We start from the raw sequence: 18,775 nt of genomic DNA on the forward strand, positions 1-18,775 counted from the left end.
AGCTTCCTACGCCCCTGCGGCTTCCGCTCCCCGCGGATCTCGAAGTCCATCGCACCCCTTGAGCTGAGGTGTTGCGACGACCGTTAGAACCCAAGCACGGTGGGGGCGGGGCTTCGTGGTGTCGGGTAACGCTTCGGCATCCTCCGCTCCGCCCACCATTGACACCCCTACGACAGGGCGCTTACGGTCCTTCCCTAGCGACTGGAAAGTTTCCTAACAGTTCGTCCGAAACCCGCCCGCTCCCCACGCCGGGGACACCCGCGGGACGTCGACGACCAGCCGGAAGAGGAGGATGCCGGGCATGACCAAGAGCACCGCCAAGGCCCCCCTCGCCGGCACCCCCAGTCTGCTGCGCGCCATCAACGACCGCGCCGCCCTCGAACTGCTGCTGGAGAACGGGCCGCTCTCCCGTACCCAGATCGGCACCCTCACCGGGCTGTCCAAGCCCACCGCCTCCCAGCTGCTGGCCCGGCTGGAGGCGGCCGGGCTGGTCCTGCCGGTCGGTACCACGGCGGGCGGGCCCGGCCCCAACGCCCGGCTGTACCAGGTGAATCCGGCCGCCGGGTACGTCGCCGGACTGGACGTCACCAACAGCGGCATCGAGGTCGCCGTCGCCGACATCACCGGCACCACGCTGGCCGGGCACACCGTGCCGACCAAGGGCGTGCCGGCGGCCGCGACCGTGCCCACCGTCGCCGCCGCGGTGGCCGAGGCGGTCCGGGCCGCCGGTCTGCCGGAGGGCGCCCTGCGCACCGTCGCGATCGGGGTCGGCGGCGCCCCCGACCCGGTCACCGGCAAGCTGCGCTACGCCTCCCACCTGCCGGGCTGGCACTCGCCGCGACTGGTCGAGGAGCTGACCGAGGCGATCGGCGCGCCGGTGTCGATCGAGAACGACGTGAACCTGGCCGCCGTCGCCGAGCGCTCCTCAGGCGCCGCGGCCGGCTTCGAGGACTTCGTCCTGCTCTGGGCCGGGGCCGGGGTCGGCGCGGCGATCGTGATCGCCGGGCGGCTGCACCGCGGCTTCACCGGCGGCGCCGGGGAGGTCGGCTACATGCCGCTGCCCGACTCCCCGGTCGAGTGGGACGCCCGCCGCCGCAAGTTCGGCGGGTTCCAGGCGCTGGTCGGCGCGCCCGCCGTCCGGTCGCTGGCCCGTGAGCACGGGCTCGGCGCGGCCACCGCGCAGGAGTCCATCGCCAGGGCGCTGGCCACCCCCGGCGCCGGCGACGCCTTCCTCGCCGAGCTGGCCGGGCGGCTCGCCGTCGGGCTGGCGGTGATCGTCGCCGTCGTCGACCCCCAGCTGGTGGTCCTCTCCGGTGTGGTGCCGAGCGCGGGCGGCGAACGGCTGCGCGCGCTGGTCGAGGACGAACTGGCGCGGATCTCCATCGCCCGGCCGGAGGTCCGCAGCACCGCCCTGTCCGGCTCGCCGGTCCTGCTCGGCGCCCTGCAACGTGCCCTGTCCGACGCCCGCGAGGCGGTCTTCTCCACCCACTGACGCCCGCCCCCGATCAACTCGACGCACCCACTGACGCTCCCCCTGTCACCTCGCCACCTGCACCCACCTCTCCCCAACCCCCGAACGCGGGACCCGAGGCAACGAGGCCTGCCCGCGCACCCCCAGGAGGATCCCGAAGTGCACGCCACCACCTCCCGCAGAGGCCGCCGCACGATCGCCGCCGTCGCCGGCAGCGCCGTCCTGGCCCTGCTCGCCTCCGCCTGCACCGGTTCCAGCGACTCGGGCGGCTCCGACGACTCGGCCAGCGGCAAGGACGTCACCATCACCTTCTGGCACGGCTGGAGCCAGGAGAACGAGAAGAAGGCGATCAACGACAACATCGCCGCCTTCGAGAAGGCCCACCCCAACATCCACGTCAAGTCCGTGGACGGCCTCGAGGACGACAAGGTCAACCAGGCCCTGCGGGCGGGCGGCTCGGACGCGCCGGACGTGGTCTCCTCCTTCACCACCAACAACGTCGGCATGTTCTGCTCGACCAAGGCCTTCGTCGACCTCAAGCCGATGCTCCAGAAGAGCGGCATCGACCCGGTCAAGACCTTCCCGGCCGCGATGCTCAACTACACGCAGTTCCAGGGCAACCAGTGCTCGCTGCCGCTGCTCGGCGACGCGTACGGCCTGTACTACAACAAGAAGGCCTTCGCCGACGCCGGCATCGCGAACCCGCCGAAGACCTTCAGCGAGTTCGCCGAGGACGCCGCCAAGCTGACCGTCGCCGACGGCGACTCGTACAAGCAGCTCGGCTACATGCCGCTGTACCACGGCTACGAGTCCACCACCGAGCACTTCCTCGGCCAGTACGGCGCGACCTACTTCGGCGCCGACGGCAAGTCGAACATCGCCACCGACCCGAAGGTCGCCGCGATGTTCAAGTGGCAGAAGGGCCTGGTCGACCAGCTCGGCGGCTACGACAAGCTGGAGAAGTACCGCGCGACCTTCGGCGAGGAGTTCAGCGCCAAGAACCCCTTCCACACCGGCCAGGTCGCGATGGCCCTCGACGGCGAGTGGCGCACCGCCTCGCTCGCCAAGGACAAGCCCGACTTCGAGTGGGCCACCGCCGCCTTCCCCGTCCCGGACGACCAGGCCGACACCTACGGCCGCGGCTACCAGACCGGCACCATCATCGGCATCGCCAGCACCAGCAAGAAGCAGGCCGCCGCCTGGGAGTTCGTCAAGTACCTGACCACGGACACCGACGCGGTGGTGAACTTCTCCAACGCGATCCACAACGTGCCGAGCACCTTCGAGGCGCTGGACTCGCCGAAGCTGGTGAGCGACCGGAACTTCAAGACCTTCCTGGACGTCGCCAAGAACGCCCACTCCGGCACCACCCCGCCGGCCGTCAACGGCGGCAGCTACCTCATCACCCTGCAGAACCTCGGCTACGACTACGAGTCCGGCAAGCAGGGCGACCTCCAGGCGGGTCTGGCCGCCACGGCCAAGCAGATCGACACCGACATCGCCCAGGCCAAGTAGGCCGGGGAACGGTCCACGGAGCTCCCATGTCACTCGCGTTCGGCACCCGCAAGGGAAGCGACGAGGCCGACGCGGGACCGACCGGCCCGGCGGCGCCCTCCACGCAGCACCTGCTGCGCCGGAAGCGCCGCCGGGAGGCGGCCCGCACCCTCGCCTTCCTCTCCCCCTGGCTGATCGGGTTCAGCGTCTTCTTCGCCTACCCGCTCGTCTCCACCGCCTACTTCTCCTTCACCTCGTACAACGGCTTCGGCGCCCCGACCTTCAGCGGCCTGAAGAACTGGGACTACGTCTTCAACCACCTGCCGACCTTCTGGCAGGGCCTGCGCAACACCCTGTGGCTGGTCGTCGTGATGGTGACCCTGCGGGTCGTCTTCGGCCTGGGCATCGGGATGCTCATCACCAAGGTGAAGACCGGCGCCGGCTTCTTCCGCACCGCCTTCTACCTGCCGTACCTGGCCCCGCCGGTGGCCGCCACCGTCGCCTTCGCCTTCCTGTTCAACCCCGGCACCGGCCCGGTCAACCACCTGCTGGGCGAGCTCGGCCTGCCGCAGCCCGGCTGGTTCGCCTCCGCGGACTGGTCCAAGCCCGCGCTCACCCTGCTCGCCATGTGGGGCGTCGGCGACCTGATGGTCATCTTCATGGCCTCGCTGCTGGACGTCCCCCGGGAGCAGTACGAGGCGGCCTCGCTGGACGGCGCCGGCCCGTTCCAGCGGTTCCGGTACGTCACCCTGCCGAACATCTCGCCGATCATCATGTTCGCGGTGGTCACCGGGGTGATCCAGACCATGCAGTACTACACCCAGGCGATCGTCGCCGGGAAGGTCGCCAGCGGCATCGCGGGCGGCTCCGGCCAGCCCTTCGAGCCCGGCTTCCCGAACGGCTCCACCTGGACCCTGCCGCAGATGGTCTACAAGCTCGGCTTCCAGAGCTTCAACTACGGCGCGGCCTGCGTCGTCGCCCTGGTGCTGTTCGCCATCTCGATGGCCGTCACCTCGATCCTGCTCCGCCGCCGGTCCGGCTTCATGGCGAGCGACGACTAGCGGCCCGTGAGGACCTGATCATGACTCTTGGCTCCACGCTCACGAGGGCCCCGGCCGCGGCCGGCCCCTCCCGCCCCGGCGGACCCGCCGCCCGGGCCGCCCGCCGCCGCGCGGCCCTCAACTGGGTGGCCGTGCACGCGCTGGCCATCGCCGCCGCGCTGTTCTTCCTGCTGCCCTTCGTGTTCGTCTTCCTCACCTCGGTGATGTCGGACCGGCAGGCGCTCACCACCGACTACTGGCCGACCAGCTGGAACTGGGGCAACTACGGCAAGGTCTGGGACACCCCCGGCTTCCTCACCTGGTGGCGCAACACCCTGCTGTACGCCGTGGCCGGCACCGTGCTGACCGTGGTCTCCAGCCTGCCGGTGGCCTACGCGCTCGCCAAGTTCCGCTTCCGCGGCCGCAACCTGGCGCTGATGGCGGTCATCGCGATGATGATGCTGCCGCCGCAGGTCACCGTCATCCCGATGTACCTGTTCTGGTCCAAGCAGATGGGCCTGAGCAGCTCGCTCTGGCCGCTGATCATCCCGATGGCCTTCGGCGACGCGTTCACCATCTTCCTGCTGCGCCAGTTCCTGATGACCATCCCCAGGGAGTACATCGAGGCCGCCCGGATCGACGGCTGCGGCGACCTGCGCACCCTGCTGCGGGTGGTCCTGCCGATGGCCAAGCCGGCCATCGCCGCGGTCGCGCTGTTCCAGTTCTTCTACTGCTGGAACGACTACTTCGGCCCGCAGATCTACGCCAGCAACAACCACGACTCCTGGACGCTCAGTTACGGGCTGGAGTCCTTCAAGGCCGCCCACCACACCAACTGGAACCTCACCATGGCCGCCACCATGATGGTGATGGCCCCGGTGATCGTCCTCTTCTTCTTCGCTCAGAAGGCCTTCATCGAAGGCGTGACACTGACAGGGGTCAAGGGCTGATGTCCGCACTGAAGTTGGCAATCGTCGGCGGGGGTTCGACGTACACTCCGGAGCTGATCGACGGCTTCGCCCGGCTGCGCGACACCCTGCCGGTCGGCGAGCTGGTGCTGATCGACCCGGCCGCCGAGCGGCTGGAGCTGATCGGCGGCCTGGCCCGGCGGATCTTCGCCCGGCAGGGCCACCCCGCGGTCGTCACGGTGACCACGGACCTGGCGGCGGGCGTCGCGGACGCCGACGCCGTGCTGCTCCAGCTGCGCGTCGGCGGGCAGGCGGCCCGCAACCAGGACGAGACCTGGCCGCTGGAGTGCGGCTGCGTCGGGCAGGAGACCACCGGCGCCGGCGGGCTCGCCAAGGCGCTGCGCACCGTCCCGGTGGTGCTGGACATCGCCGAGCAGGTGCGCCGGACCAACCCGGACGCCTGGATCGTGGACTTCACCAACCCGGTCGGCATCGTCACCCGGGCGCTGCAGACCGCCGGCCACAAGGCCGTCGGGCTGTGCAACGTCGCGATCGGCTTCCAGCGCAAGTTCGCCGGGCACCTGGGCGTGGACCCGGAGCTGGTCCGGCTCGACCACGTCGGGCTCAACCACCTGACCTGGGAGCGCGGGGTGACCCTGCTGGACGCCCCGGGCGCCACGACCGGGCGCGAGGTGCTCCCCGAGCTGCTCTCCTCACACGGCAAGGAGATCGCCGAGGACCTGCACCTGCCGCAGGCCGTCATCGAGCGGCTCGGCGTCGTGCCGTCCTACTACCTGCGGTACTTCTACCAGCACGACGCCGTGGTGGCGGAGCTGAGGGAGCAGGGCTCGCGGGCCGCGCAGGTCGCCGAGATCGAACGGCAGCTGCTGGAGCTGTACGCCGACCCGGCCCTGGACACCAAGCCCGAGCTGCTCGGCAAGCGCGGCGGCGCCTTCTACTCGGAGGCGGCCGTCCAGCTGATCGCCGCGCTGCTCGGCACCGGCGGCGGCACGTCCGTCCAGGTGGTGAACACCCGCAACGACGGCGTGCTGCCCTTCCTGCCGGACGACGCCGTCATCGAGGTGCCGGCCGAGGTGGACGCGCGGGGCGTGCGCCCGCTGCCGCAGCGGCCCGTCGAGCCGCTGTACGCCGGACTGGTCGCCGCCGTCACCTCGTACGAGCACCTCGCCCTCGACGCCGCCCTGCGCGGCGGCCGCGACCGGGTCTTCGACGCCCTGCTCGCCCACCCGCTGGTCGGCCAGATCGAGCTGGCCGACCAGCTCACGGACCGCCTGCTCGCCCACAACCGCGAGCACCTCGCCTGGGCCTGACCCGGCCCGCTCCGCGCCGTCCGGCGACCGCCCCCGGTCGCCGGACGGGCACCGCGAGGAGACCGTCCACCCCCGGCCGGGGACCTTTCGGCCGGGCCACCCGGCCGGGACCACCGCCGGGCACCCGGCCGACGACCAACGGCCCGGGCCACGTACGAGCCGCGGGGACCTGATGACCCACCAGCCCGAACCACTCCTGCCCGGCGTCCTCGCCATCGACGCGGGGAACTCCAAGACCGACGTCGCCCTGATCGGCACCGACGGCAGCATCCTCGGCACCGCCCGCGGCGGCGGCTTCGAACCGCAGAAGATCGGCGGCGCGGCGGCCGTCGCCGGCCTCGCCCCGCTGGTCGAGCAGGCCGCCGCCGAGGCCGGCCACCCGTCCTGGAGCGGCGTGCTCACCGGCCACGTCAGCGCCTGCCTGGCCAACGCCGACCTGCCGGTCGAGGAGGAGGCGCTGCGGGTGGCGCTGGAGTCCCACCCCTGGGGCGCCGGCAACACCGTCGTCAACGACACCTTCGGCCTGCTGCGGGCCGGCACCGACGGCCCGCGCGGGGTCGCGGTGGTCTGCGGCGCCGGGATCAACTGCGTCGGCCTGCTGCCGGACGGCCGCACCGCCCGCTTCCCCGCCCTCGGCGAGCTCACCGGCGACTGGGGCGGCGGCTCCGGACTCGCCGTCGCCAGCATGTGGCACGCCGTCCGCGCGGAGGACGGGCGCGGCGGGCCGACCGGGCTCGCCCGCGCCATCGCCGAGCACTTCGGCCTGCCCGGCGCCGGCGCCGTCGCCGAGGCCGTCCACCTCGGGCACCTGCCGAACGCGCGGCTGCACGAGATCGTCCGGGTGCTGTTCGCCGTCGCGGACGAGGGCGACGAGGTGGCGCGGGGGCTGATCGACCGCCAGGCCGACGAGATCGTCCGGCTCGCGGTGGTGGCGCTCCGCCGCCTGGACCTGCTGGACGCCCCCACCCCGGTGGTGCTGGGCGGCGGCGTGCTCGCCTCCCGGCATCCGCTGCTGCTGGACAACGTGACCGCCCGGCTCGCCGAGGCCGCGCCGCTGGCCGAGCCGCGCGTCGTCGTCGCCCCGCCGGTGCTGGGCGCGGCGCTGCTCGGCCTCGACCACCTGGCGGCGGGCGCGCGGGCGCAGGCCCGGGTGCGCGAGGCGTACGAGGCGGGCCGGCAGGTGGCCGCCTGACGGCCGCCACCTGCTCCCCTGCCGCCGCCTGACGGCCGCTCATCGGCTCCCCTCCCCCGCCGGATCCGCACATCCGGCGGGGGAGGGGCCCTGGCGGGAACCACGGGCCGGGCCCCGGTCGTGTTAAGCGGGTACCGCCAACCGCCGCCGCCCGGGGAGACTTGTGTCATGGCCACCCCCCGCATGCTCCTCGCCGCCGCCCTGCTGGCCTGCGGCGCCGCCGCCGTCCTCACCGGCTGCACGCCCGCCGACTCCGGCCCCACCGTGGCCGCCGCCTCCGCCGCCGCGCTGGCCGACGAGGGCGCGGACGACCTGCTGGACGAGGACGACGGCCTCTTCTACGAGGAGGAGGAGTACTACTCCGGCTCGGCCGAGCCGTCCGCCGCCTTCTCCTCCGCCTCGCCCGACTCGTCCGCTTCGCCCGACGTGCCCGCCCCGCCGGACTCGCCGGACGCGCCCGCGTCTCCCGACGAGCCCTCCGCCGAGCCCTCCACGGAGTCTTCCGCCGGGCCCGGGTGCGCCGTTCCCACCGGCCGCCCCGGCCACGAGTTCCTCGTCGTCGTCTCCGCCGGACCGGCCGAACTCACCGCCCGGTCCGCCCGCTTCAGCTGCGGCTCCGCCCGCTACGAGCCCGTCGGCAGCCCCGTCCACTACGGCTTCGCGGGGGCGGGCGTGGCGGCGACCCTGGTCGACGTCACCCACGACGAACCGGCCAGGACCGTCCGCCTCGACGAGCTGATCGCCCACATCGACGACTGCCTGGCCGAGCGCGAACCGGCCGACCCGTACGGCTGCCACGGCAACGCCTACGACGTGGTGCTGGACTCGCACGGCCGGATCATGCGGATCGGCGAGGTCGAGGGCCCCTGAGTCGGCCTTCGGCGGCGACCTGACGGCGCATACGGTGTAGAAGCGCCTCTCAACTGTTGGCATTCGGCTGCGCTACGCGCATCAACCCACGTCCAGCTGCGGGCTTTTGACGTTCGCTACGTCCGCCCGGGCGTTCCTTGGGGCGGGTCTTACCCTTTGCGTGCTTGAAGCGGTTTCGGCGGCGGTGCTTTGCTTCCGGCGGTCGGCGGTGAACCGGTCCCCCATCCCACCCCGCTGGTCGTCCCTGACGGGCCGCCGGCAGGTCCGGCTCGCCGTCGTCGTGCTCCTCCCCCTTCGTCCCCCACCGTGCCGCCGCGCCGTACCCGGTCGCGGCCGGCACCAGAGAGGAACCCTCACGATGGGCATCTCCCCCACCTCCCGCCGGATGCGGCTGCGGGCCCTGACCGGGCTCAGCGCCCTGGCGCTGGCCGCCGCCGGCTTCGCGGCCGCCCCGGCCGCCCAGGCGGCCCAGGACAACCGGCCGGCCGGCGAGTTCGCCGGACAGCCGCACCCCTACCGGCACGGCGCGCACCCGACCAAGGAGGCCGGCAACTCCGCGAAGGCCGCGGGCAACAACCTCAGCTACGGCGGCGGCGTCGACGGCATCGGCGTCACCACCGGCGCGCCGAAGGTCTACCTGGTCTTCTGGGGCTCCCAGTGGGGCACCCAGGGCACCAACTCCAGCGGCTACACCACCCTGACCGGCGACCCGAAGGGCGAGGCCGTCCGGGCGCAGCAGCTGTTCAAGGGCCTCGGCACCAACAGCGAGACCTGGTCCGGCGTCATGACCCAGTACTGCGAGGGCGTCGCCGCGGGCGCGACCAGCTGCCCGACCGGTTCGACGCACGTCGGCTACCCGACCGGCGGCGCGCTGGCCGGCGTCTGGGTCGACGGGTCCGCCGCCGCGCCGGGCCAGGCCAGCGGCAACCAGCTGGCCGCCGAGGCCGTCAAGGCGGCCGGGCACTTCGGCAACACCACCGCCGCCTCCAACCGCAACGTGCAGTACGTGGTGCTGTCGCCGACCGGCACCCACCCGGACGGCTTCAACACCCCGAACGGGGGCTTCTGCGCCTGGCACGACTGGAACGGCGACACCACCCTGAGCGGCGGCGCGGCCTCCTCCCCGTACGGCGACGTGGCGTTCACCAACGACCCGTACGTGACCGACATGGGCAGCTCCTGCGGCCAGAACTACGTCAACAGCGGCAGCGCGGGCACCCTGGACGGCGTGACCATCGTGTACGGCCACGAGTACTCGGAGACCATCACCGACCAGAACCCGGCGGGCGGCTGGACCGACTCGACCGGGTACGAGAACGCCGACAAGTGCTCCTGGAACGGGGTCGGCGGGACGGGCGGCGCGCAGAACGTGGCGTTCGCGACGGGCTCGTTCGCCATGCAGGGCACCTGGTCGAACGGCGTGAGCGGCTGCCAGATCTCGCACGCGGTCGTCCACTGACGACCGGGTGAGGCGAGCGCCGGAGTGGGCCGTGCGGGCCCGCTCCGGCGCTCTCGCGTGACGCGCTCCACGCGCTTTACGCTCCTTGCGCGCTTTACACGCTTCTACGCGCTGACCAGCCCGAACTCGTAGGCCTGGATGACCAGGTGGACCCGGTCGCGGGCGTCGAGCTTGGTGAACAGCCGGGCGACGTGGGCCTTGGCGGTGGCCACGCTGATGGTGAGCTCCGCGGCGATCTCGGCGTTGGACAGGCCCCGGCCGACCAGGGTGAGCACCTCGCGCTCGCGCTCGGTGACGGCCTCGGCGACCGGCCTGCGGGGCCTGGCCGCGGCGTCGGCGTCCGGGCGGGCGGCGAACTCGCCGATCAGCCGGCGGGTGATACCGGGGGCCAGCAGGGCGTCCCCGGCGGCGACCACCCGGACGCCGTCCAGGATGGTCTCCAGGGCGAGGTCCTTGACCAGGAACCCGCTCGCCCCGGCCCGCAGCGCGCCGTAGACGTAGTCGTCGTCGTCGAAGGTGGTGAGGACGAGGACGTGGGTGGGCAGGTCCGGGTCGGCGGTGATCCGGCGGGTGGCCTCGATGCCGTCCATGCCGGGCATCCGGATGTCCATCACGGCGACGTCGGGGTGCAGCCGGGCGACCAGTTCGACGGCCTCGGCGCCGTTGCCGGCCTCGCCGACCACCTCCAGGTCGGGGGCGTCGGCGATCAGCACGCGCAGGCCGGTGCGGATGAGCGGCTGGTCGTCGACCAGGACGACACGGATCACGGTCCCACCTCCACGGGGGTCTCGACGGCGGTCCCGACACCGGGCTCGACGGGGGTCTGCACGGCCGGGGTCTCGGGGAGCGGCAGCCGCGCGGCGACCCGGAAGCCGCCCTCGGGGCGCGGGCCGGCCGCGAACTCGCCGTCCAGCAGGGCGACCCGCTCGCGCATGCCGGCCAGCCCGTAGCCGGTGCCGGGGGTGCCGGTCGCCGCGCCCGCGCCCAGGTCGATGACGGTGACGTCGAGCTCCCGCGGCCCGTACCCGACGGTGACGTGGCAGTCCCGGGTGCCGGAGTGCTTGACCACGTTGGTGACCGCCTCCTGGACGATCCGGTAGGCGGCGAGGTCCACCTCGGACGGCAGCGGACGGGCTTCGCCGCGGCGGGTGAGCGCCACCCGCACCCCGGCGCCCGCCGCCTTCTCCACCAGCCGGTCCAACTCGCCCAGTCCGGGCATCACTTCGAGCGGCGCCGGCTCCCCCTCGCCCTGCCGCAGCGCGCCGAGCATCCGGCGCAGCCCGGCCAGGGTCTCCCGGCTGGTGGCCTCGATCGCCTCCAGGGCGGCCCGGGTCTCGGCGGGCTGGGTGTCCATGACCCGGCTGCCCATGCCGGCCTGGATCGCGATGATGCCGATGTTGTGGGCCACCATGTCGTGCAACTCGCGGGCGATGCGCAGCCGTTCGGCGGTGATGGCCTGCTCGGAGGCCCGGCCGCGCAGCGCCTCGGTGTGGGCCCGGCCCTGGTGCACGGTGTTGCCGATCAGCCAGGCGATCAGCACGGTGGCCGCGAAGCCCCCGTAGGCGAGCGGGTTGACGGGGTAGTCGTTGACGGCGCCCCAGAGCAGCAGCCCGGCGAGGGTGGCGAGCGGCAGCGCCAGGGCGGTGAGCGAGACCCGGCGGGAGCGGGTGGCCGCGCAGTAGCCGACCACCGCGTCGGCGATCAGGAACTGGAGCGGCGCCGCCTCCGGGACGCCCCACATCCCGAGCGCGAACATCCCGCCCCCGAGCGCCACCACGACGGCGAGCAGCGGCAGCCGGACCAGCAGCGTCGCGACCAGGGTGGTGACCACCGCGGTGACCACCATCGGCATGTCCTCGGGATTGCCGTGGTAGTTCAGCAGGTGGTGCAGCTCGTTCTCGCGCGTGAAGAAGCGGAACGCGACCAGGGCCGTCCACAGCGCCCCCACCCACACGCCCGCGGGCAGGCGCCTGAGCAGCGGCGGACGGGGTTCGGTGATCATGACGCGATGGTAGCGGCGGCCCGGACGGCGGCACATTGGCCCGGGGGCGTAATCCCCGGGGCCAGTGCGGCCGCCCGCGGTTGTGGCCCGCGGCCCGATGCCCGGGCGGGGGCCCGACCGGCAGCGTTGTCCCCGTGATCGAGATCGAGCGACTGACCAAGCGGTACGGCGCCACCACGGCCGTCGACCAGTTGACCTTCACCGTCCGGCCCGGCACCGTGACCGGCTTCCTCGGCCCCAACGGGGCGGGCAAGTCCACCACGCTGCGGATGATCCTGGGCCTCGACACCCCCACCGGGGGGAGTGCCACCGTGGCCGGGGTGCCCTTCGCGAACCGGCCGCGCGGCCTGCGGCACGTCGGCGCCCTGCTGGACGCGGGCGACGTGCACGGCGGGCGCAGCGCCCGGGCCCACCTGTCGGCCCTGGCCCGGAGCAACCGCATCCCGCTCCGGCGGGTGGACGAGGTGCTGGCGGAGGTCGGGCTCGGCAAGGCCGCCGGGCGCCGGATCGGCGGCTACTCGCTGGGCATGAAGCAGCGGCTCGGCATCGCCGGCGCGCTGCTCGGCGACCCGCCGGTGCTGCTGTTCGACGAGCCGCTCAACGGGCTGGACCCGGAGGGCGTGCTCTGGGTACGCGGGCTGTTCCGCCGGCTCGCCGCCGAGGGGCGCACCGTCTTCGTCTCCAGCCACATGATGGCCGAGATGGAGCACACTGCCGACCGGCTGGTGGTGATCGGGCGCGGCCGGCTGATCGCGGACGAGAGCCTCGCCGAGTTCTCGGCCCGCAACGCGGTCTCCTCGGTGGCCGTCCGAGGACCCGAACTCGCCTCGCTGGCCGGGGTCCTGCGCGCCGAGGGGGCCGAAGTACGGCTGACGGAGCCGGGGTTCGGGACCGTCACCGGGATGCCGGCCGAACGGATCGGCGAACTCGCGCTGCGGCACGGCGTGGTGCTGCACGAACTGGCCGCCCGGACGTCGTCGCTGGAGTCGGCGTTCATGTCCCTGACCGCCGACAGCGTCGAGTACCTGGCAGGAGAAACCCGATGAGCAGCATGGCCCTTGGTTCCACCGGTTCCGGCGGTTCTGCCGGTTCCACCGGTTCCGTCGCCGAGCCGGCCCCCCGGTTCCTCGACCTGCTCGCCGCCGAGTGGATCAAACTGCGCTCGCTGCGCTCCACCTACTGGGTGCTGGCGCTGGCCTCGCTGGTGGCGATCGCGGTCAACGTGAACGCCGTCCACACCGACCTGACGTACATCGACCACCCGCCCGCGCCGATGCCCGGGCGCTCCCCGTACACCTACGACCCGCTGTTCCACGGCCTCGGCAGCATCGCGAGCGACCTGATGGCGGTCGCGGCCGGCAGCCTCGGGGCGATCACCGTCTTCGGCGAGTACACCACCGGCCTGATCCGCACCACCTTCGCCGCCGTCCCGGACCGGCGCGGCGTGATCGCGGCCAAGGTGCTGCTGATCGGCGGGATCACCGCGCTCGCCGGGCTCGTCGTCTCGGCGGTCTCCTTCCTCACCATCAACGCGATGCTGGCCTCCCGGCACGTCGGGCTCTCCATCACCGACGAGGGCTGCCTGCGGGCCGTGCTCGCCTACGCGGCGATCGTGCCGGTCTGCGCGCTGATCGGGATGGCGCTGGGCGCGCTGCTGCGGCACGCCACCGCCTCGATCGTGTCGCTGGTGATGCTGATGTTCATCCTGCCGATGATGTTCGGCGGGGACCGCTACCGGTGGCTGAAGGAGATCGGCACCCACCTGCCGCTGGCCACCGTGCAGCGGCTCACCATCACACCGAACTCCAGGACCACGATGGGGAAGTACGCGCCGAGCGTGCTGGACTCGTGGATCACCATGGGGGTGTGGGGCGCGGTGGCGGTGGCGGTGACGGTGGTCGTGGTGCGGCGACGGGACGTGTGAGGTATCGGGGTGCCCCGGGCCTCTGGTCGCCCCAGGTCTCGGGGCATCCCAGGCGGCGGGTCACCCCGGGCCTCGGATCACCCCAGGCCGAGGCGCCGTGCCGTCGCGGCGGGCAGCGGGTACGGGCGCTCGGGCGGCAGCAGCCGCTGCGCCTTCGCCGCCTGCCCGCCGCGGACCAGCGCGGCGATCCGCTGCACCTGCGGGGTGAGGTCGGTGAGCCCGACGACCCACTCCTCGGCGTAGCGGCGGACCAGCGACCGGCCGACGCCCACCTGGATGCTGTAGTGGTTCAGCGCCGCCCCGCGCAGCGACCGCTCCGGGTCCCACTGCACGTGGACCTCGGCGCGGGCCACCTCGTCCGGGTGCGCGGTGGTCAGGACGGCGCGGGCGAGCGCCTCCTCCCAGCCCTCCCGGGTGATCCGGACCGCCAGCACCCTGGTCTGGCCGGGCTTCTGCGCCCAGTTGCTGCGGTGCATCAGCCAGCGGAACGAGGGCTTGATCCACGTCATCCGGTGGAAGCCGAACGGCGCCGTGAACCGGCCCGCCGCCAGCGCCGCGTCGGCGATCGCCGGCGGGTAGGCCTGGTAGAGCACGATCGTCCGCCCGTCGTGGTCGGCCCGGATCTCGCGCAGAGCGGTCATCCCGCGCCACCCCCTTCCGCCCCGGCACGCTGCCCATCCGGCCACGCTGCCAGCACCGACGGCACGGTGCAACGGGATTAGGGCACGCCTACGGGCGCGGCGCTACGGCCCCCGGACTCAGGCCGCGGCGGTGCCCGCCTTGGTGCGGAAGGCGCCGAGGGTGGCCGACGGGACGCCGCAGGAGGGGAGGAAGGAGGCGGCGCCGCCGTGGTGGGTGCGGACGCGGTCGAGGAAGACGGACATGGCCTCGGCCGGGGCCTCCAGGAGGGGCGCGGGGATGGTCAGGTTGCGGCCCCGGGAGTCGGTGACGCGGGAGGTGGTGCGGTCGTTGAGGGCGGTGCGGTGGCGCTCGGCGAGGCCCGCGAAGATCTGCGGGAGGGCGTCGGCGGTGCGGGTGTAGTCGGCGACGATGTGCTCGGCGGGGACGCCGAGGAGGTCCAGCAGGAGGGCGGTCAGCAGGCCGGTGCGGTCCTTGCCGGCGGCGCAGTGCAGCAGGACGGCGCCGGGGCGGACGGTGGCGTCGACGGCGGCGGCCACCGCGTCGGGCGCGGACTCGGCCAGCAGGACGTAGAAGTCGCCCAGGTCGGCGGCGGTGGCCATGGTGCCCATCCGCGCGGTGAGGGCGTCGGTGGCGGGGTTCACCGGGGCGGCGACGACGGATATCCCGGCGGACTCGGCGGCGGCCCAGTCGGCGGGGTCGGTCTCGCGCGGGTCGCGCAGGTCCACGATGGTGCGGATGTCGCAGCCGCGCAGCTGGGCGACGGTGGCCTCGTCGGCGGCCGGGAACGGCTGGGCGGAGCGGTACAGCACACCGGGGCGGACCCGCCGGCCCTCGGGGTCGCCGAGGGCGGCGGCGTCGCGGAAGTTGACCAGGGACATGCGGGAGGCCTTTCGGTGGGGCCGCACCCGGGAGGAGACGGGGAGATCCGGAGGCGGAGACATCTAGACGTCTAGATGTGTAACCCCTCGGGGGGCCGCCGGGCAAGCCTCGGTGGCGCGGGTCTCGCCGACGCGGGCCTCGATCGGTACATCCTTCTATCCCACGCCCATCGCCCGCCCACGGCGACCCGGGGGCCGCGGTGTCCCGTACGGCACGTCGCCCGGGCGGCACGGGCGGTGACGAGGGGCACAGGCGGCACGGGCGGCCCGAGCCGCGCAGGCGGCCCGGGCGGGCTCCGTAGGATCGGGCCCGTGGCGACGAACCCCCCGGACACCCCGAGCTCCCCGAACACCCCGGTGTACCGCCGCCTGGCCCGCCGGCTCCAGGAACGCGTCGACGCCGGCGCCTACCCGCCCGGCACCCGGCTGCCCAGCGAGCCCGAGCTGAGCGCCGAGTTCGGCGTGAACCGGCTGACCGTACGGCAGGCGGTGGCGGAGCTGGAGCGGGCCGCCGTGGTGGAGATCCGCCGGGGCGTGGGCACCTTCGTCCGCCCGCCCGCCGTCCGGGTGTCGATCGCCGTGGACCCGCGCAGCCAGCGCTTCGACCTCGGCAGCGTGCCCACCGCGCTGCCGAACGACGAGTCCACCGACGGCGAGTTCGTGGTGGCCGCCCCGCCCGTCACCGGCTCGGCGCAGGACGCGGAGGCGGCCCGCCAGCTGGGCCGCACTCCGGCGGAGCTGTCCCGGGTGGACTCGGTGATCCGGCTGGGCGGGCGGGCCCGGGCGGCGTGCAGCTACTGGGTGCCGTTCGGCCCGCTGCCCGCCGAGCTGGTCCGGCCGGGCCGCCCCGGGAACCTGGTGCCGGACCTGGCGCGGGCCGCCGGGGTGGAGCTGGAGTACGACTGGCGGGCCTTCGGCGCCGTCGGCGCGGACCTCGCGGACGCCGAGCTGCTGGGCGTCCCGCCGGGCACCGCGCTGCTGGTGCGCGAGGGGGTCAGCTGCACCCCGGACGGCGCTCCGGCGCTGTACGTACGGCGGCGGATCGACGGCAGCAGCGCCCGCTTCGTCCTGCACTTCCGGGACCGGTAGCGGGGGCCGCCGCGGCTGGCGGGAGCGGCCGGTGGCCGGGGCCTCCTCGGCCGGTGGCAGGGGCCGGTGGCCGGGGCCTCCTCGGCTGGTGGCAGGGGCCGCCGGCCGTTCCCGGCCGGAGCGCCCCTGATAAATTCAGCGCCGAAATACCGGGCCGCACGGGGGTTGGCAGGACAGGGTGACCGAGGAGATCGACTACGACATACCGACCGAGCTGGCCGAGGTCTACCTCGTGCTGCTCGCCGACGTCTCCCGCACCGGCCGGCTGCTGCGCCGCGAGGAGCTGGAGCGCCTGCGAAGGCTCGGCGAGCACTGCGCCGAGGCCGGGCACGGGCTGCGCGAGGTGGTCGCGCACTGCCTGGCCGCGGCCCGGCGGGCCTGGCAGACCCTGCCCGGGACGACCTCCGCGAGCAGCGTCACCGAACTGCGCCGGACCGGCGACGCGGTGCTGGCCGCCACCGACGCCGCGCTGGCCGCGCTGGGCGAGGGCCACGAGCGGGCCCAGCGCCTGGCCGTCCGCCAGGAGGAGGCCGCCCGGCGGGAGTTCATCGACGACCTGCTGTTCGGCCGCAGCGACCTCGGGCTGCTCGCCGAGCGCGCGGAGCGGTTCGGGCTGCGGCTGGCGGGCGCGTACACGGTGGCGGTCGCGGTCGGCGACGAGCCGTTCGCGGACGTCCATCCGCTGGTGCACCGGGTGGAGCGGGAGCTGGCCGGGCGGTTCGGCGAGCGGGACGTGCTGCTGGCCAGCAAGGACGGCCGGCTGGTGTGCATCGCCCCGGACTCCGAGCGGGCCGTGCTGGAGGCCTTCGCCGAGCTGACGCTGCGCCCCGGGAGCGGCCGCGGCTACCAGCCGGTCCGGCGGGTGGCCACCGGCCGCCGGCACTCGGGGCCGAGCGGAGTGCTGCGCAGCTACGAGGAGGCGCTGGACGCCCTGGACTACGCGCAGCGGCTGGGCCTGCCGGCCCGGCAGCTGCGGGCCGAGGAGCTACTGGTCTTCCCGGTGCTGATGCGCGACCGGTCGGCCATGGCCGACCTGGTGCGCACCGTGCTCGGCCCGCTGACCGAGGCGCGCGGCGGCGCCCGTCCGCTGCTGGACACCATCGCGGTGCAGGCGGAGGCCGCGTACGTGAACGCGGAGGCGGCGCGCCGACTGGGCCTGAGCGTGCGCACCCTGGGCTACCGGCTGGAGCGGATCAAGGCGCTCACCGGGTACGACCCGGCGGACGCGCTCCAGCGTTTCACCCTGGAGACGGCGGCCATGGGGGCGCGGCTGCTGAACTGGCCGGAACAACCGCTGTAGTGCGTGGGACTACCGCTATAGTGCGCGGAACAACCGTTGTAGTGCGCGGAACTACCGCTGCGGTACGCGGCGTTACCGCCGTGGTGCGCTGGACTACCGCCGTAGTGCGCGGCACGACGGCCGTAGTCCCCGCCGCCCAGGGAAGGGCCGCCGCGGTCCCGCCGCGCGAAACCCGCGCGGCGCCGCTGCGACCGTCCGGCGCCCGTCCTGTTGCCTGGTTGTTGCAGTGTCACGCGGGCCGCGTGTACCAGGGTGTCAAGAGGGCGTAAAGATTGCCGGATCCTGGCAATGTGCGACGGGCCCCGGCGCTGTCATGATCTCCCCGGTGCCGAAGCGCGGCGCCGGTGGAGAGGCGGGGGAGGGTGGCCGGGATGGGGGGATTCTTCGCGGCCGCGCTGGCCTTTCCGACGGCGCTGTTCAGCTTCGCGCTGGTGGTGGTGGTCGGGTACTGGTTGCTGATGCTGTTCGGCGGCCTCGTTCCCGGCGCCGTGCACGGGGGGCACGACGCCGGGCACCACATGGACGTCGGGCACGCGGGGCACCACCTCGGTGCCGAGCACGGGGGGCACGTCGGACACGGGGGGCACGGTGCCGGGGGGCACGGTGCCGACGGGGGACCCGACCGGCCCGGCGAGGGCCACCACACGGGCGTGCTGGACGCGCTGGGACTGGGCGGGGTTCCCGTGACGGTGGCGGTGTCGCTGCTGGTCGCGCTCGCCTGGTTCGTCAGCCTGGCCGGCACCGTCCTCACCTCGGGGGCGCCGGCGCGCGGCGGCGTGTTCGTCGTCGCGCTGGCCGCCTCCTGGGCGGGCACCCGGGTGCTCGTCCGGCCGCTGTCGCGGCTGTTCCCGCAGGACCGGCCGGCCACCCGGGGGGACTTCGTCGGCCGGGTCTGCGTGATCCGGACCGGCCGGGTGACGGCCGACTTCGGGCAGGCCGAGGTCACCGCGGAGGACGGCTCCACCGCGACCGTCCAGGTCCGCACGGCGGAGCCCGAACCGGGCCTGACGGCCGGGCGGACCGCCCTGATCTTCGACTACGACGCCGTGGGCGAGCACTTCCTGGTGGCGCCCTTCGAGCCGCCGTCCACCGGCGTCTGATCCCCGGCCTCCCGTTCCCCGGCCGGCCCTCCGCCACCGCACTTCCCTTTCGCACCACCTCTTCCCATCGACTCC

The 18,775-nt window shown here is 73.8% G+C and carries 17 protein-coding genes; 13 read left to right on the plus strand and 4 right to left on the minus strand.

Features of this window, described 5'->3' with window-relative positions; genetic code table 11:
• The first annotated feature begins 301 nt into the window (after positions 1–301).
• From ACWDD9_RS30545 to ACWDD9_RS30580, 8 genes are all read left to right on the plus strand, one after another.
• Complete coding sequence (locus tag ACWDD9_RS30545) at positions 302–1,492, plus strand: ROK family transcriptional regulator (RefSeq protein WP_049651468.1); 1,191 nt, start codon at positions 302–304, stop codon at positions 1,490–1,492.
• A gap of 138 nt (positions 1,493–1,630) precedes the next feature.
• The gene (locus ACWDD9_RS30550) at positions 1,631–2,986 is read left to right on the plus strand and encodes an ABC transporter substrate-binding protein (RefSeq protein ID WP_049651467.1); all 1,356 of its coding nucleotides are present in this window, start codon (positions 1,631–1,633) and stop codon (positions 2,984–2,986) included.
• A gap of 26 nt (positions 2,987–3,012) precedes the next feature.
• A complete protein-coding gene (locus tag ACWDD9_RS30555) occupies positions 3,013–4,026 on the plus strand; it encodes a carbohydrate ABC transporter permease (protein WP_117489905.1) in 1,014 nt (337 codons plus the stop codon).
• Between the two features lie 20 nt (positions 4,027–4,046).
• Positions 4,047–4,955: a carbohydrate ABC transporter permease gene (locus ACWDD9_RS30560; protein WP_049651466.1), complete on the plus strand. Its 909-nt coding sequence runs from the start codon at positions 4,047–4,049 to the stop codon at positions 4,953–4,955.
• An 8-nt stretch (positions 4,956–4,963) separates the two neighbouring features.
• On the plus strand, positions 4,964–6,244 hold the full coding sequence (locus ACWDD9_RS30565) for a 6-phospho-beta-glucosidase (protein ID WP_449813398.1): 1,281 nt from the start codon (positions 4,964–4,966) through the stop codon (positions 6,242–6,244).
• Positions 6,245–6,416: 172 nt separating this feature from the next.
• Positions 6,417–7,436: an N-acetylglucosamine kinase gene (locus ACWDD9_RS30570; RefSeq protein WP_449813335.1), complete on the plus strand. Its 1,020-nt coding sequence runs from the start codon at positions 6,417–6,419 to the stop codon at positions 7,434–7,436.
• Between the two features lie 168 nt (positions 7,437–7,604).
• A complete protein-coding gene (locus ACWDD9_RS30575; RefSeq protein WP_449813336.1) occupies positions 7,605–8,306 on the plus strand; it encodes a hypothetical protein in 702 nt (233 codons plus the stop codon).
• A 358-nt stretch (positions 8,307–8,664) separates the two neighbouring features.
• Positions 8,665–9,765, plus strand: coding sequence for a hypothetical protein (locus ACWDD9_RS30580; RefSeq protein WP_053112158.1), 1,101 nt, complete (start codon positions 8,665–8,667; stop codon positions 9,763–9,765).
• Between the two features lie 104 nt (positions 9,766–9,869).
• Here the strand turns inward: ACWDD9_RS30580 and ACWDD9_RS30585 are convergent, their stop codons facing one another.
• Entirely contained in the window at positions 9,870–10,532 is a 663-nt protein-coding gene (locus ACWDD9_RS30585; RefSeq protein ID WP_449813337.1) for a response regulator, read from the minus strand.
• Complete coding sequence (locus ACWDD9_RS30590; RefSeq protein ID WP_449813338.1) at positions 10,529–11,767, minus strand: sensor histidine kinase; 1,239 nt, start codon at positions 11,765–11,767, stop codon at positions 10,529–10,531. Before ACWDD9_RS30590 ends, ACWDD9_RS30585 begins: the two co-directional genes overlap by 4 nt.
• A gap of 134 nt (positions 11,768–11,901) precedes the next feature.
• On the opposite strand from ACWDD9_RS30590, the gene ACWDD9_RS30595 reads away from it, so the two are divergent.
• Positions 11,902–12,813 (plus strand): ABC transporter ATP-binding protein, encoded by a 912-nt coding sequence (locus tag ACWDD9_RS30595; RefSeq protein ID WP_449813339.1) that lies wholly within the window; start codon positions 11,902–11,904, stop codon positions 12,811–12,813.
• On the plus strand, positions 12,810–13,691 hold the full coding sequence (locus ACWDD9_RS30600) for an ABC transporter permease (protein ID WP_449813340.1): 882 nt from the start codon (positions 12,810–12,812) through the stop codon (positions 13,689–13,691). The genes ACWDD9_RS30595 and ACWDD9_RS30600 overlap by 4 nt, the downstream gene beginning before the upstream one ends.
• A gap of 77 nt (positions 13,692–13,768) precedes the next feature.
• On the opposite strand, the gene ACWDD9_RS30605 is transcribed toward ACWDD9_RS30600, so the two are convergent.
• Together ACWDD9_RS30605 and ACWDD9_RS30610 are read right to left on the minus strand one after the other, a co-directional pair.
• Positions 13,769–14,332, minus strand: a complete 564-nt coding sequence (locus tag ACWDD9_RS30605; protein WP_117489895.1) for a DUF4291 domain-containing protein — start codon at positions 14,330–14,332, stop codon at positions 13,769–13,771.
• A 117-nt stretch (positions 14,333–14,449) separates the two neighbouring features.
• Positions 14,450–15,211: a tyrosine-protein phosphatase gene (locus ACWDD9_RS30610; protein WP_449813341.1), complete on the minus strand. Its 762-nt coding sequence runs from the start codon at positions 15,209–15,211 to the stop codon at positions 14,450–14,452.
• A gap of 312 nt (positions 15,212–15,523) precedes the next feature.
• On the opposite strand from ACWDD9_RS30610, the gene ACWDD9_RS30615 reads away from it, so the two are divergent.
• The 3 genes from ACWDD9_RS30615 to ACWDD9_RS30625 all read left to right on the plus strand — a co-directional run bounded on the left by ACWDD9_RS30615 (position 15,524) and on the right by ACWDD9_RS30625 (position 18,700).
• Entirely contained in the window at positions 15,524–16,300 is a 777-nt protein-coding gene (locus ACWDD9_RS30615; RefSeq protein ID WP_380742112.1) for a GntR family transcriptional regulator, read from the plus strand.
• Positions 16,301–16,478: 178 nt separating this feature from the next.
• Positions 16,479–17,600: a PucR family transcriptional regulator gene (locus ACWDD9_RS30620; RefSeq protein ID WP_234348527.1), complete on the plus strand. Its 1,122-nt coding sequence runs from the start codon at positions 16,479–16,481 to the stop codon at positions 17,598–17,600.
• A 371-nt stretch (positions 17,601–17,971) separates the two neighbouring features.
• Complete coding sequence (locus tag ACWDD9_RS30625) at positions 17,972–18,700, plus strand: OB-fold-containig protein (RefSeq protein ID WP_049655429.1); 729 nt, start codon at positions 17,972–17,974, stop codon at positions 18,698–18,700.
• Positions 18,701–18,775: the final 75 nt, after the last annotated feature.

The organism is Kitasatospora sp. NPDC001119 (assembly GCF_053598475.1).